Annotated in this window: 13 protein-coding genes; 11 read left to right on the forward strand and 2 right to left on the reverse strand. The window is 61.5% G+C overall.

Features of this window, described 5'->3' with window-relative positions; genetic code table 11:
* Window positions 1–140: 140 nt before the first annotated feature.
* From DKY63_RS26330 to DKY63_RS26345, 4 genes are all read left to right on the forward strand, one after another.
* Window positions 141–746, forward strand: a complete 606-nt coding sequence (locus DKY63_RS26330) for a LemA family protein (protein WP_110966796.1) — start codon at window positions 141–143, stop codon at window positions 744–746.
* 124 nt (window positions 747–870) lie between these two features.
* Window positions 871–1,632, forward strand: a complete 762-nt coding sequence (locus tag DKY63_RS32905; protein WP_110966797.1) for a TPM domain-containing protein — start codon at window positions 871–873, stop codon at window positions 1,630–1,632.
* Window positions 1,633–1,660: 28 nt separating this feature from the next.
* On the forward strand, window positions 1,661–2,278 hold the full coding sequence (locus tag DKY63_RS26340) for a TPM domain-containing protein (protein WP_110966798.1): 618 nt from the start codon (window positions 1,661–1,663) through the stop codon (window positions 2,276–2,278).
* 210 nt (window positions 2,279–2,488) lie between these two features.
* Window positions 2,489–3,706 carry a class I SAM-dependent methyltransferase gene (locus DKY63_RS26345; RefSeq protein WP_110966799.1) on the forward strand — a complete coding sequence of 406 codons (1,218 nt, stop codon included), beginning with the start codon at window positions 2,489–2,491 and terminating at the stop codon, window positions 3,704–3,706.
* A 115-nt stretch (window positions 3,707–3,821) separates the two neighbouring features.
* On the opposite strand, the gene DKY63_RS26355 is transcribed toward DKY63_RS26345, so the two are convergent.
* Entirely contained in the window at window positions 3,822–4,712 is an 891-nt protein-coding gene (locus DKY63_RS26355; RefSeq protein ID WP_110966801.1) for a DMT family transporter, read from the reverse strand.
* Window positions 4,713–5,015: 303 nt separating this feature from the next.
* Here DKY63_RS26355 and DKY63_RS26360 point away from each other — a divergent pair, with 303 nt between their 5' ends.
* The 3 genes from DKY63_RS26360 (at window position 5,016) to DKY63_RS26370 (ending at window position 6,431) form a co-directional block, all read left to right on the forward strand.
* Window positions 5,016–5,597, forward strand: a complete 582-nt coding sequence (locus DKY63_RS26360; RefSeq protein ID WP_110966802.1) for a DJ-1/PfpI family protein — start codon at window positions 5,016–5,018, stop codon at window positions 5,595–5,597.
* 15 nt (window positions 5,598–5,612) lie between these two features.
* Entirely contained in the window at window positions 5,613–5,918 is a 306-nt protein-coding gene (locus DKY63_RS26365; protein WP_110966803.1) for a ribbon-helix-helix domain-containing protein, read from the forward strand.
* Between the two features lie 168 nt (window positions 5,919–6,086).
* Entirely contained in the window at window positions 6,087–6,431 is a 345-nt protein-coding gene (locus DKY63_RS26370) for a YegP family protein (RefSeq protein WP_110966804.1), read from the forward strand.
* A gap of 111 nt (window positions 6,432–6,542) precedes the next feature.
* On the opposite strand, the gene DKY63_RS26375 is transcribed toward DKY63_RS26370, so the two are convergent.
* Window positions 6,543–7,562: a DUF4917 family protein gene (locus DKY63_RS26375; RefSeq protein ID WP_110966805.1), complete on the reverse strand. Its 1,020-nt coding sequence runs from the start codon at window positions 7,560–7,562 to the stop codon at window positions 6,543–6,545.
* A gap of 132 nt (window positions 7,563–7,694) precedes the next feature.
* Here DKY63_RS26375 and DKY63_RS26380 point away from each other — a divergent pair, with 132 nt between their 5' ends.
* From DKY63_RS26380 to DKY63_RS26395, 4 genes are all read left to right on the forward strand, one after another.
* Window positions 7,695–8,603 carry a LysR family transcriptional regulator gene (locus tag DKY63_RS26380; RefSeq protein ID WP_110966806.1) on the forward strand — a complete coding sequence of 303 codons (909 nt, stop codon included), beginning with the start codon at window positions 7,695–7,697 and terminating at the stop codon, window positions 8,601–8,603.
* Window positions 8,604–8,848: 245 nt separating this feature from the next.
* Window positions 8,849–10,042 carry a CaiB/BaiF CoA transferase family protein gene (locus DKY63_RS26385; RefSeq protein ID WP_110966807.1) on the forward strand — a complete coding sequence of 398 codons (1,194 nt, stop codon included), beginning with the start codon at window positions 8,849–8,851 and terminating at the stop codon, window positions 10,040–10,042.
* A complete protein-coding gene (locus DKY63_RS26390; RefSeq protein WP_110966808.1) occupies window positions 10,039–10,965 on the forward strand; it encodes a hydroxymethylglutaryl-CoA lyase in 927 nt (308 codons plus the stop codon). The genes DKY63_RS26385 and DKY63_RS26390 overlap by 4 nt, the downstream gene beginning before the upstream one ends.
* A 182-nt stretch (window positions 10,966–11,147) precedes the next feature.
* Window positions 11,148–12,479, forward strand: coding sequence for an MFS transporter (locus tag DKY63_RS26395; RefSeq protein ID WP_110966809.1), 1,332 nt, complete (start codon window positions 11,148–11,150; stop codon window positions 12,477–12,479).
* Window positions 12,480–12,555 lie beyond the last annotated feature (76 nt).

Below are 12,555 nucleotides of genomic sequence, written 5' to 3' on the forward strand. Positions count from 1 at the left end.
TGCCGGATGTTTTTTGCGCAGGGCATCTTTTAGCCCATTGTCCCGATGCAATCCAGTGGCGCGGCCGATTATGCCCCAAGAGCCCGCCGAGAGGGTCGCCGGTTGTTTTTTCCATGAAATGTGAAGGGAGCATCACTGTGATGAATGTACGACAGTCCTACCGGTCGCGGCTGCAAGTCGCCACGTTGCTGGTGATGGCCACGTTGCTGACCGCCTGCGGCATCAACAACATCCCGACCCTCGATGAGCAGGCCAAGGCCGCCTGGGGCCAGGTGCAGAACCAGTATCAGCGCCGCGCTGACCTGATTCCCAACCTTGTGGAGACCGTCAAGGGCTACGCCGCCCATGAAAAAGACACCCTGACCGCCGTCATCGAGGCCCGGGCCAAGGCCACATCGATCCAGGTCGATGCCTCCACCCTGGACAACCCGGAAAAGCTCAAGCAGTACCAGCAGGCCCAGGATCAGCTCAGTGGTGCCTTGAGCCGCTTGATGGTGGTGTCCGAGCGCTACCCGGACCTCAAGGCCAACCAGAACTTCCTCGCCCTGCAATCGCAGCTTGAAGGTACCGAGAACCGGATCAGCGTGGCCCGACGCGATTTCATCCTCGCGGTGCAGAAGTACAACACCGAGATCCGCACCTTCCCCGGTCGCCTGTGGCACGCCGTGATGTACAGCAGCTTGCCGGTGCGCGAGACGTTCGAGGCCACGCCGGGTTCGGAGAAGCCGCCCGAAGTCAAATTCTGAACTGGATGAATAACTCTGTAGGAGCTGCCGAAGGCTGCGATCTTTTGATTTTGATTTTTGGAAGATCAAGATCAAAAGATCGCAGCCTTCGGCAGCTCCTACAGTTGGACCGATGAGGTTGCTCATGCGCGTGATGAAGATGGGCCTGGTGCTGTTGCTGTGGGTACTGGCCCTGGCGGCTCAGGCGGAATTGAAATTCCCCGAGCTGACCGGGCGGGTGGTGGACACCGCCCAGATGATCGAGCCCTCGGTGCGCGATCAGCTCACGCAACAGCTTCAGGCCCACGAGAAAGCCACCGGTGAGCAGTTGGTGGTGGTTACCTTGCCGGACCTGCAAGGCACTGACATTGCCGACTTTGGCTATCAACTGGGCCGTTATTGGGGCATCGGCCAGAAGGACAAGAACAACGGCGCCTTGCTGATCATCGCCCGGGACGAGCGCAAGTTGCGCATCGAAGTCGGCTATGGCCTGGAAGATCGCCTGACCGACGCGCAGAGTTCGGTGATCATCCATCAGGTGATCACTCCGGCGTTCAAGGCCGGTAACTTCAGCAAAGGCATCAGTGACGGCGTGGCCGCGATGCTGGTGGTGCTGGGCGGCAATCCTCTGGACGAGCCATCGACGGTGTACGAATCCAGCGGCGATCCGAATGACGATTTCGTCTCGCGGCATCCGGCGCTGTTCGTATTTCTGGTGTTGTTGTTCATCCTGACGGTGTTTGTCTGCCAGATGCTCGGTATCCTTCCCGCCGGTCGCGGCGGTTCGGGAGGCTCGGGCGGTTTCGGCGGTGGCCTGGGCGGTGGCGGTTTTGGCGGCGGTGGAGGCGGGGGCTTCAGCGGCGGCGGGGGCAGTTTCGGCGGCGGTGGTTCGTCCGGCGGCTGGTAACAATAAAAATGAGCAGGCACTTCACGACATGGCATTACTGACTGAACACGAACAACGCAAAGTCGCCGAGGCAATCGCCCGGGTCGAGCGCGACACTGACGCGGAACTGGTGACCGTGCTCGCCGCCCGTGCCGACGACTATGCGTACATCCCGCTGCTCTGGGCCAGCCTGCTGGCGCTGGTGGTGCCGGGGATCGTGCATTATCTGACCGGCTGGTTGACCCTGCACAGCCTGTTGCTGGTGCAATGGATCAGCTTCATCGTCCTGTGTCTGCTGTTCCGGCTGCCGAAAATCACCACCCACCTGATCCCGCGCTCGGTGCGCCACTGGCGTGCCTCGAATCTGGCGCGCCGGCAGTTCCTCGAACAGAACCTGCATCACACGGTGGGCAGCACCGGCATTCTGATTTTTGTCTCCGAAGCGGAGCGTTATGTGGAAATCCTGGTGGATGAAGGGATTTCCAGTCGGCTGGACAACAAGAACTGGGACGCGATTGTCGCGGCGTTTACCCGGCAGGTGCGGGAAGGGCAGACGTTGCAGGGCTTCGTCAATTGTGTGGAGGCCTGTGGCGAATTGCTCAAGGTGCACGTGCCGGTGACGCAGGTGCGCAATGAATTGCCCAATCGCCTGGTGGTCCTGGGCTGAACCCGATCCCCTGTAGGAGCGAGCCTGCTCGCGATGGTCGTCAACGATAACGCGGGGATTCAGGAGAAACGTGGTGCTCTTGAGTTCATCGCGAGCAGGCTCGCTCCTACAGGGGCGGCGCCGTTCGTAAATAACTGCGTGTCCTGAAACGCCATCCCCCCTAAAATACCCGCCATTCCCGATCCGCCCCGCCCTGAGGCCGTTTTTTCCATGTCTGCTACCGCTACTCCCGCCAGCCTCGCGCCGGATCATCACGCCCAGTTCATCGATCTTCTGCAATCGAGCCTTGAGCAAAACGCCTTCATCAAACTGGTGCTGGCCAAATACGCCGGCGAAGAAGCGGACCTGCAGCGCATCATCATCAAGGCGGTGACGGTCAAGGCGCAGCCGTGCCTGTCCTTCGTCTATCGCTATAAAACCCGCGATATCACCAAGAACCTGCCCGTTACTGAAGGCGTTGCGACCATTGCCGGGCTGTTGCCGGCGGCGTTCAAAAATGCGCATTTGTTGTCCGTGACCGACGAAGCCCAGCTCGAATACAGCAAAAAGGGCAAGAGTTCGCTGTTCAAGAGCAAACCCCAGCAATTGCGTGAGGCGCCGTCCGCCGAGCACAACCGTGAGAAAAACCGCTTCCTCGAATTGAGCCGGCCATTTCTCGCTGACCTGGGTGTGACCAACAAGCAGCATGAGCTGATCCCGGCGATGTCGCGCAAGTGGAAGCAGATCAACAAGTTCATCGAGGTGTTCAGCCATGCGCTGACGTCATCGCCGCTGGCGCTGGACAAACCGGTGCGAGTGGCGGACTTCGGCTCGGGCAAGGGTTACCTGACCTTCGCCATCCACGACTACCTGCGCAACACCCTGAAGGCCGAAGGCGAAGTCACCGGTGTCGAGTTACGCGAAGACATGGTCACCCTGTGCAACACGGCGGCGGCCAAGCTCGATCATCCGGGGCTGGTGTTCAAGTGCGGTGACGTGCGCAGCGTGGCGCCGAGCGAACTGGAAGTGATGATCGCGCTGCACGCCTGCGACATCGCCACCGACTATGCGATCCACACCGGCATCCGTTCCGGTGCGTCGATCATCATGTGCTCGCCGTGCTGCCACAAGCAGATCCGCCTGCAAATCCAGAGCCCGGCACTGCTCAAGCCGATGCTGCAATACGGTTTGCACCTGGGCCAGCAGGCGGAAATGGTCACCGACAGTCTGCGGGCGTTGTTCCTCGAAGCCTGCGGTTATGAAACCAAGGTGTTCGAGTTCATCTCACTGGACCACACCAACAAGAACAAGATGATCCTGGCGGTCAAACGCGCCGAGCCGGTTGATCCGGCCCAGCTGTTGGCGAAGATTCAGGAATTGAAGGATTTCTACCGCATCACCGAGCATTGCCTGGAAACCTTGCTGCGGGCCGATGGTTACCTGAGCTAAACCAAACCCACTGTAGGAGCGAGCATGCTCGCGATGGTCGCCAACGATAACGCTGGCTGCCAGGTATCCCGCGGAGTCTGTGCTTCCATCGCGAGCATGCTCGCTCCTACAGGGTTTATGTCGTGGCGACGCGCGCGGGTTGAACGGCGGTCTTGCGCCCGAGCATCACGGTCACGATCACGCCCGCCGCGAACAGCCAGGTGATCGGCTCGACATGCTCACCGAAAAACAGTGCTGAAAAGGCGATGGTGAAGAAGATCTGCAGCAACTGGATCTGACTGACCCGCGCAATCCCGCCCATGGCCAGCCCGGCGTACCAGGCGAAGAAACCGATGAACTGCGAAAACAGCGAGACGTAGCCAAACGCCCACCAGGTTTTGGCCGAGACTTCGCCGTGATGTTGCAGTGCCAGGTACAGCACCGGGCCGATCAGCAGCGGCGTCGACAGCACCAGTGCCCAGCAGATCACCTGCCAGCCGCCCATCTCCTTGGCCAACCGGCCGCCTTCGGCATACCCCAGGCCACCCACGGCAATCGCGCCAAGCATCAGCAAGTCACCGGCCTGAATGCTGCCGGCACCGCTGATCAGCGCATAACCGAGTACCAATGCACTGCCCAGTGCAGCGCAGGCCCAGAAGGCTTTCGACGGACGTTCGTGGGACAGCCACGCGGCATACAGCGCCACGCACAGCGGTTGCAGGCCATTGACCAGTGCACCGTGAGACGCCGGCAAGGTTTGCATGGCCCAGGCGGACAGCACCGGAAAACCAAGAATCACCCCGGCGGCTACCAGGGCCAGGCCCTTGACCTGTTTCCAGGTCGGCCATTTTTCCCGGCGCCACAGCAACAGAATCGCCGCCGGCACCGCCGCGAACAGGGCTCGCCCCAGGCCATTGAGCAGCGGATGAAGTTCTTGCACGACGATTCGCGTGAAGGGCAGGGTGAGGCTGAAGATGACGACGCCGAGCAGGCCCAGGGCCATGCCGGTGTTTTCGCGGGAGGACATGATGGCAACCGGAATTGTTGTGATTGGAAGAGCCTTCATCTAGCCATAAACGGCAGGTTACGCGCTGTTACAGCTAGGCAAAGAGTTAGGCGTACAGTTCAAGGACGCTATCGCGGGCAAGCCTTGCTCCTACAGGTGCTGCGCCGTTCTTCAGACCGATACAAAACCTGTAGGAGCAAGGCTTGCCCGCGATGAACGATAACGCGGTTTACCAAGTAATAGCCGGCTGTTACCCGACCCGCCGGATAAGGACTACCTTGAATACTCCTGCATGCCTACACATGTTCCAGAGGAGTCCTCCCCATGGCCGCTAAAAAGATTCTGATGCTGGTCGGCGATTTCGTCGAAGACTATGAAGTGATGGTTCCATTCCAGGCGCTGTTGATGGTCGGCCATACGGTGCACGCCGTCTGCCCGGACAAGAGCGCCGGCCAGACCGTGCGCACGGCCATCCACGACTTCGAAGGCGACCAGACCTACAGCGAAAAACCCGGCCACATGTTCGCCCTCAACTTCGACTTCGCCAAGGTCAAGGCCGAGGATTACGACGCCGTGCTGATCCCCGGCGGCCGTGCACCGGAGTACCTGCGCCTGAACGAAAAAGTCCTGGAGCTGGTGCGCGCCTTCGACAAGGCCGGCAAGCCGATCGCCGCCGTCTGCCATGGCGCACAATTGCTTGCCGCCGCCGGGGTTCTGGAAGGCCGCGAGTGCAGCGCTTACCCGGCCTGCGCCCCTGAAGTACGTCTGGCCGGTGGTACCTTTATCGACATTCCGGTGACGGACGGCCATGTGCAAGGCAATCTGGCCACTGCGCCGGCCTGGCCCGCCCATCCGAACTGGCTGGCCGGTTTCCTCGGCTTGCTGGGCACCAAAATCACCCTGTAACGAGGAATCCCGTCCATGTGCGAGCTCTACGTCAAGGCCGACCCGATTCTCTACGAGTCGCGTTCCCGCTCGCTGCGCATCTGTGGGGTGGTGACGACTTTGCGGCTGGAGAATCAGTTCTGGGACATCCTCAGCGAAATCGCCGAGGTCGATGGCATGACCACCAACCAGTTGATCGCCAAGCTGTATGAAGAGGTGATGGATTACCGCGGCGAAGTGGTGAATTTTGCCTCGTTCCTGCGGGTGAGCTGTACGCGGTATTTGAGTCAGCGGCGGGTGGCGGCGCCGGAGTTGGCGGTGGTGCGGGCGGTGGTGAAGTAGATAGGACTGTGGTGACTTCATCGCGGGCAAGCCTTGCTCCTACAGGCCATACGACGCTGAGCTGTAGGAGCAAGGCTTGCCCGCGAAGGGGCCGGTACAGGCGACAAAGATCCTGGGCTGGTCTTTACTCTGAAACGCCCAACCTCTCATTCGCCAAGGAGAAAGAGCATGTCCGGATGGTATGAAGTGAGCAAAAGCAGCAATGGTCAGTTCAGGTTCGTGCTGAAGGCGGCGAACGCCGAAACCATTCTGACCAGCGAGCTGTACACCACCCACGCGGCTGCCGACAAAGGCATCGCCTCGGTCCAGGCCAACAGCCCGCTGGATGAGCGCTACGAGAAAAAATCCACCAAGGATGGCCACCCCTATTTCAATCTCAGGGCCGGCAACCACGAGATCATTGGCAGCAGCGAGGCCTATTCCTCGGCGGCTGCGATGGAAAAAGGCATCGCCAGCGTGAAGGCCAACGGCCCGACCAAGGTGATCAAGGACAAGACCCTGCCGGTTCTCTGAACTCAACACCTATCCCTGTAGGAGCGAGCATGCTCGCGATTGCGGTGTGTCAGTCAGTACTCATGTGGCTGACACACCATCGCGAGCATGCTCGCTCCTACAGGGATCACCTTAAACCTCCACCGGTACCGCGAGTTTCGGATTCCCCAACGCATGGGTCTTCGAATCATAAAACCGCAACTCAACCCCCGTCCCCTCGAACACCTTCGCGTAATGCCGCTTCTGGTGCAGTATGAACGCCTGGCTGCGCGGGTAAATCGAAATCGCCACAACCTTGGGTTTCGCCTGGCGCAAGGCCTGCACGATATGGCCGTCCTGCTCGCCCAGCCCATGGCCGAAAATGCACAACCCGTCGCCATGGCTTAGCAACTGCGCGTGGCAGAACGACAGGTAATCCGAGCTGCGGATGGTCTTGAGCTTGTCCGCGCTCGACCCTTCGTTGACGAACAGCGGCACGTCGTCGAGGGTCTTGATCGTATTGTTGATGGCGAAATTGCCCAGCAGCGTGCCTTCGGTCGACGTCATCCGGCGCGCGGTACCGTCCTGATTGCGCACCAGGTGCAGGCCGCCGTGCAGGTACAGCAGGCGGGTCTTGTCGGTAGCGGTGGCACTCAGATCGAAGGACGGTTCCGTGCCCTCGAACAGGTCGCTGATCGCATCCGGTTGATGCTGAATGGCCCAGTGGTTGAGCAGGTCGTAGTTGGTGGTGAACACCGTGCGATAGCTGGCCAGTTCCCGATTGATCGTCTGCAGGGTCGACGCTTCGACCAGGCGCCAGGGAATGTGTACCGCATGCACGGTGTTGATCAGCGCTTCCTTGATCGCGTAGTAACGATTGCGCGGGGCGGCGGAGCTGACGGCCAGTGCCTTGTTGACCCGGCTGGTGGTCTTCAGTGCTCCCAGCACCTGCTCGAAACTGCGCGTCTGCATGGCGTCGAACACGCTCAGTTCCGACGGGCTCAGCGGTTTTTCTTCGACGGTGCGGGCGTTTTCGAACAGCGAGTCGTAGCCGAAATCGTCCCACACCGCGCGACTGGCGCCGTTGCCCACCAGCAAGCCGGCGAACGCAGCGCTGTTGCGCAAGGTGTTCCAGTCTTCAAGGTGGGCGTCGACATCCAGGAAATCGGTCATTGCGGTCACAGTCTCGAAGCAAAAGGTCTGATGGGCGGCGACTTTATCACGACCGGGGGCCCGGACCACGGCACGGTCCGGACGAACAGCGTTATGCTGCGACTTCGCCCGAGTTGACATCGCGAGTCCCTGATGCTGCAAAAAAGCCTGATCCGCCGCCTCGACCTGATCACCCTGCAACTGTTCGTCGCCGTCCATGAAGAAGGCACCCTGACCCGTGCCGCCGCGCGCGAGGCGATTGCGGTGTCGGCGGCGAGCAAGCGCTTGATGGAACTGGAAGAGGCGCTGGGCATTAGCCTGTTCGTGCGCCAGGCCAAGGGCATGACGCTGACGCCGGCCGGTGAAACCTTGCTGCACCATGCCCGGCAGATGCTGTTCAACGTGGAGAAGATGGGCCTGGAGCTGGGCGAGCACAGTCACGGTGTGCGCGGTTACGTGCGGATGCTCGCCAACCTGTCGGCGATCATTCAGTTCCTCCCCGAAGACCTGCGGGATTTTTCCGAGCGCCATCCGCAGGTGAAAACCGACCTTGAGGAACGGCCCAGCTCCGGGGTGGTTCAAGGGGTGCTCGATGGCGTGGCCGACCTGGGAATCTGTTCCAGCGACAGCGACATCAAGGGCCTGCACAGCGTGCTTTATCGTCAGGACAAACTGATGGTGCTGATGCTGCCGGATCACCCATTGGCCAGTTGTTCGAGCCTGGCATTTGCCGATACGCTGGACAGTGATTACGTCGGTCTGCACGCGGCCAGTTCGATCAATATGCGCACCCATGCAGCGGCGCGGGAGGCGGGCAGGGTCTTGCGGGTACGCATTCATGTGCCGGGTTTTGACGCCATGTGCCGCATGATCCAGGCCAACATGGGCATTGGCGTGCTGCCGCAACGGGCCTATGAATTGTTTGGCCGGGCGTTGGGGTTGCATGCGGTGCCGTTGACCGATGACTGGTCGGACCGGGCGTTGATTCTGGTGGTGCGGGATGAGGCGTTGTTGTCGCCGGTGAGCCGGATGTTGTTTGAGCATTTGCGTGGGCAGGCCTGAAGGTTCTCTGTTGAATTCACTGGCCTCATCGCGGGCAAGCCTTGCTCCCACAGGGTTTTGTGTTGGACAAAACTCTGCGGCTGGCCGAAAACCCTGTGGGAGCAAGGCTTGCCCGCGATAGCGATTTCAAGTCAATCACCTGCGTTCGCATTTCGCGAACGCTCGTTGCCAACTGAAGGTTGGATTCCATTCCCCATCGTCCTCTAGCCTTGGCCCCATATTCCAAGAACAAGAGGTACCCCGCGATGACTGCCCCCTTGAGTGCAATCAAAGTGATCGAGATCGGCACGCTGATCGCCGCGCCATTCGCCGCGCGCATGCTCGCCGAGTTCGGCGCCGAGGTGATCAAGATCGAAGCCATGGGCCAGGGCGATCCCCTGCGTAAATGGCGCAAGCTGCACGAAGGCACCTCGCTGTGGTGGTACCTGCAATCGCGCAACAAGAAGTCCCTGGCGCTGAACCTCAAATCCCCCGAAGGCATCGAGCTGGTCAAGCAACTGGCGACCAGTGCCGATGTGCTGATCGAAAACCTGCGCCCCGGTGCGCTGGAAAAACTCGGCCTGGGCTGGGATGTACTGCACGCGCTCAACCCCAACCTGACCCTGGTGCGCATCTCCGGCTACGGCCAGACCGGTCCCTACCGTGATCGCCCGGGCTTCGGCGCCATCGGCGAGGCCATGGGCGGCATCCGTTACACCACCGGCACCCCGGGCTCACCGCCGGCACGGGTGGGCGTCAGCCTGGGCGATTCGCTGGCGTCGTTGCACGCGGTGATCGGTGCGCTGATGTCGTTGCTGCGGGTCAAGACCGGGCAGGGCGTGGGGCAAATTGTCGATGTGTCGCTGGCCGAAAGCGTGTTCAACGTCATGGAAAGCCTGGTGCCGGAGTACGACATGCTCGGCCATGTCCGTGAACGCACCGGCGGCGCCTTGCCGGGCATCGCACCTTCCAATACCTACCTCACGGCGGACGGCGCCTACGTGGTGATCGCCGGCAACAGCGACCCGATCTATCGTCGCCTGATGCACACCATAGGTCGCGCAGACCTGGCCGAAGACCCCGAGTTCGCCCATAACGATGGGCGTGCGGCCAAGAGCAACCTGCTCGACGCGGCCATCACCCACTGGACCAGCAGCCTGCCGATCGACGACGTGCTGGTAGCGCTGGAGGCCGCTGAAGTGCCGGCCGGGCGCATCTATTCGGTGGCCGACATCGTCGCCGACCCGCACTATCAGGCCCGGGACATGTTGCTCAATGCCGAGCTGCCGGGCGGCGCCACTGTGAAAATGCCGGGCATCGTGCCCAAACTCTCGGAGACCCCGGGTGAGGTGAACTGGTCCGGCCCCGGACTGGGCCAGCACACCGATGGAATCCTCGCCCAACTGGGCCTGACCGGGGCCGACATCGAACGCTTGAAAGTCGAAGGAGTGGTGCAATGATCACGGATTATTCCGACAGCCTGATCGTTCAGGAAGTCTCCCCTCGCGACGGCTTGCAGATCGAGCCGACCTGGGTCGAAACCGTCGACAAGATTGCCCTGATCGATCAGCTGTCGCTGGCCGGATTCAGCCGCATCGAAGGCGGATCGTTCGTATCGCCCAAGGCCATTCCGGCGCTGCGCGATGGCGAACTGGTGTTCAAGGGCATCACCCGCCAGCCGGGGGTGATCTACGTTGCGCTGATCCCCAACCTCAAGGGCGCACAGCGGGCACTGGCCTGCAACGCCGATGAGCTGAACCTGGTGATGTCCGCCAGCCAGACCCACAACCTGGCCAACATGCGCATGCGCTGCGAAGACTCGCTGGCGGCGTTCGGCGAAATCGTCCAGTTCGTGCAGGGCTCGAAGGTGCGACTCAACGCCAGCATCGCCACCACCTTCGGCTGCCCGTTCGAAGGCCGGATCGATGAGGACCGGGTGCTGCAAATCGTCGACGCCTACCAGGAACTCGGCATCCCGGGCATCACCCTGGCCGACACCACCGGCATGGCCAACCCGCGCCAGGTGGATCGGCTGGTGCGAAGGGTCTTGCAGCGGGTATCGCCGGCGGACCTGACCCTGCATTTCCACAACACCCGCGGCCTGGGCCTGTGCAATGTGCTGGCGGCCTACGAGGCGGGTGCTCGACGCTTCGACGCAGCGCTAGGCGGGCTTGGCGGTTGCCCGTTCGCACCGGGGGCCTCGGGGAATATCTGTACTGAAGACCTGGTCAACCTGTGCGATGAAGTCGGGATTCACACCGGTATCGATTTGCCGCTGTTGCTGAAGTTATCGCGAGGGCTGCCGGCGTTGCTTGGCCATGAAGTGCCCGGGCAACTGGCCAAGGCCGGGCGTAATTGCGATTTGCATCCGATCCCCACCTGACCGCAATCCCCTGTAGGAGCGAGCCTGCTCGCGATGGACGTTAACGATAACGCTGGATGCCTGTTACCCCATGGCGTTCTCAGGTTCATCGCGAGCAGGCTCGCTCCTACAGTGAAATCGAACATTTACCAGACAACAAAAACAATCGGACACCCCAAGGGAAGTCCGCCTGGAGAAACGCAATGAGCCTTAATGCAATGGAGGCCGGGGCGAGCCCGGCCGTCAGCCACGACGAAGAAAAAGCCCTGGTCAGCAAGGTCGCCTGGCGGTTGATGCCGCTGATCATGGTCTGCTACCTGTTCGCCTTCTTCGACCGCATCAACATCAGCTTCGCCAAGTTCCAGTTGCAGACCGACCTGAGCCTGAGCGACACCGCCTACGGCCTGGGTGCCGGGTTGTTCGTGGTCGGTTATGTGATCTTCGAAGTGCCCAGCAACATGATGCTGTACAAGGTCGGAGCCCGGCGCTGGATCGCCCGGATCATGATGTCCTGGGGCCTGGCCACCGCCTTGATGGTGTTCGTCAACAGCGAATGGCAGTTCTACGCACTGCGCTTCGTGATAGGTGCGATGGAAGCCGGTTTTGCCCCGGGCGTGCTGTACTACCTGACGCTGTGGTTCCCGCAGCACTATCGCGGGCGCATCACCTCGATGCTGTTCCTCGCTTCCGCCTTTGCCGGTCTGGTGGGCGCGCCGTTCTCCGGGCTGGTGCTGCAACACCTGGATGGCGTGCTGCAAATGCGCGGCTGGCACTGGTTGTTCCTGCTCGGTGGCGTGCCGTGCATCGGCCTTGGCTTGCTGGTGCTGACCCTGCTCAAGGACCGCATTGAAGACGCCCATTGGCTGACCGCTTCGGAGAAGACGCTGCTGGCCAGTCGCATCGCTCACCATGAACCGCACAAGTCCGGCGGCTCGCTGCTCGCGGCCCTGAAGATTCCGGGCTTCCTGACCCTGGGCCTGATCTACTTCCTGATCCAGGTCGCCTCCTACGGCCTGAACTTCTGGGCACCGCAACTGATCCGCAGCGCGGGGACCGAAAGCCCGGTGATGATCGGCTTGCTGACCGCCATCCCCTACATCTGCGGTGCCATCAGCATGGTGGTGATCGGGCGCTTGTCCGATGCCTCGGGCGAGCGGCGCAAGTTCGTGGCCGGCCTGGTGGCGGTGGGTGCACTGGGCTTCTTCAGCGCGGGGATCTTCGCCAGCCACACGACCTTCCTGATTGTCGCGCTGGGCCTGCTGGGTGCCGGGATCATCGCCTCGATCCCGAGCTTCTGGACCCTGCCGCCAAAACTGCTCGCCGGTGCGGGAGCAGGTGCCGCAGGCGGGATCGCGGTGATCAACACCCTCGGCCAGTTCGGCGGCATTGTCAGCCCGGTCATGGTCGGGCGGATCAAGGACATGACCGGAAGCACCACCCCGGCGCTGTATGTCATCGGCGTTTGCGCGCTGATCGCCGTGGCGCTGCTGATGTGGGGATTGCCGCAGAAGCTGCGGACCCTCGACAAGATTTAAGGATTCGCAGGCTACGGCAGCCCCCACAAGGACCACGCACCCTTGTAGGAGCTGCCGCAGGCTGCGATCTTTTGAT

The sequence above is a fragment of the Pseudomonas putida genome (genome assembly GCF_003228315.1).
GTDB lineage: Bacteria > Pseudomonadota > Gammaproteobacteria > Pseudomonadales > Pseudomonadaceae > Aquipseudomonas > Aquipseudomonas putida_S.

Coding starts and splice junctions, on each gene's coding strand:
- DKY63_RS26395 (WP_110966809.1), top strand. CDS start 11,148: ATGAGCCTTAATGCAATGGAGGCCGGGGCGAGCCCGGCCGTCAGCCAC.
- DKY63_RS26370 (WP_110966804.1), top strand. CDS start 6,087: ATGTCCGGATGGTATGAAGTGAGCAAAAGCAGCAATGGTCAGTTCAGG.
- DKY63_RS26365 (WP_110966803.1), top strand. CDS start 5,613: ATGTGCGAGCTCTACGTCAAGGCCGACCCGATTCTCTACGAGTCGCGT.
- DKY63_RS26390 (WP_110966808.1), top strand. CDS start 10,039: ATGATCACGGATTATTCCGACAGCCTGATCGTTCAGGAAGTCTCCCCT.
- DKY63_RS26385 (WP_110966807.1), top strand. CDS start 8,849: ATGACTGCCCCCTTGAGTGCAATCAAAGTGATCGAGATCGGCACGCTG.
- DKY63_RS26360 (WP_110966802.1), top strand. CDS start 5,016: ATGGCCGCTAAAAAGATTCTGATGCTGGTCGGCGATTTCGTCGAAGAC.
- DKY63_RS26380 (WP_110966806.1), top strand. CDS start 7,695: ATGCTGCAAAAAAGCCTGATCCGCCGCCTCGACCTGATCACCCTGCAA.
- DKY63_RS26340 (WP_110966798.1), top strand. CDS start 1,661: ATGGCATTACTGACTGAACACGAACAACGCAAAGTCGCCGAGGCAATC.
- DKY63_RS26355 (WP_110966801.1), bottom strand. CDS start 4,712: ATGTCCTCCCGCGAAAACACCGGCATGGCCCTGGGCCTGCTCGGCGTC.
- DKY63_RS26345 (WP_110966799.1), top strand. CDS start 2,489: ATGTCTGCTACCGCTACTCCCGCCAGCCTCGCGCCGGATCATCACGCC.
- DKY63_RS32905 (WP_110966797.1), top strand. CDS start 871: ATGCGCGTGATGAAGATGGGCCTGGTGCTGTTGCTGTGGGTACTGGCC.
- DKY63_RS26375 (WP_110966805.1), bottom strand. CDS start 7,562: ATGACCGATTTCCTGGATGTCGACGCCCACCTTGAAGACTGGAACACC.
- DKY63_RS26330 (WP_110966796.1), top strand. CDS start 141: ATGAATGTACGACAGTCCTACCGGTCGCGGCTGCAAGTCGCCACGTTG.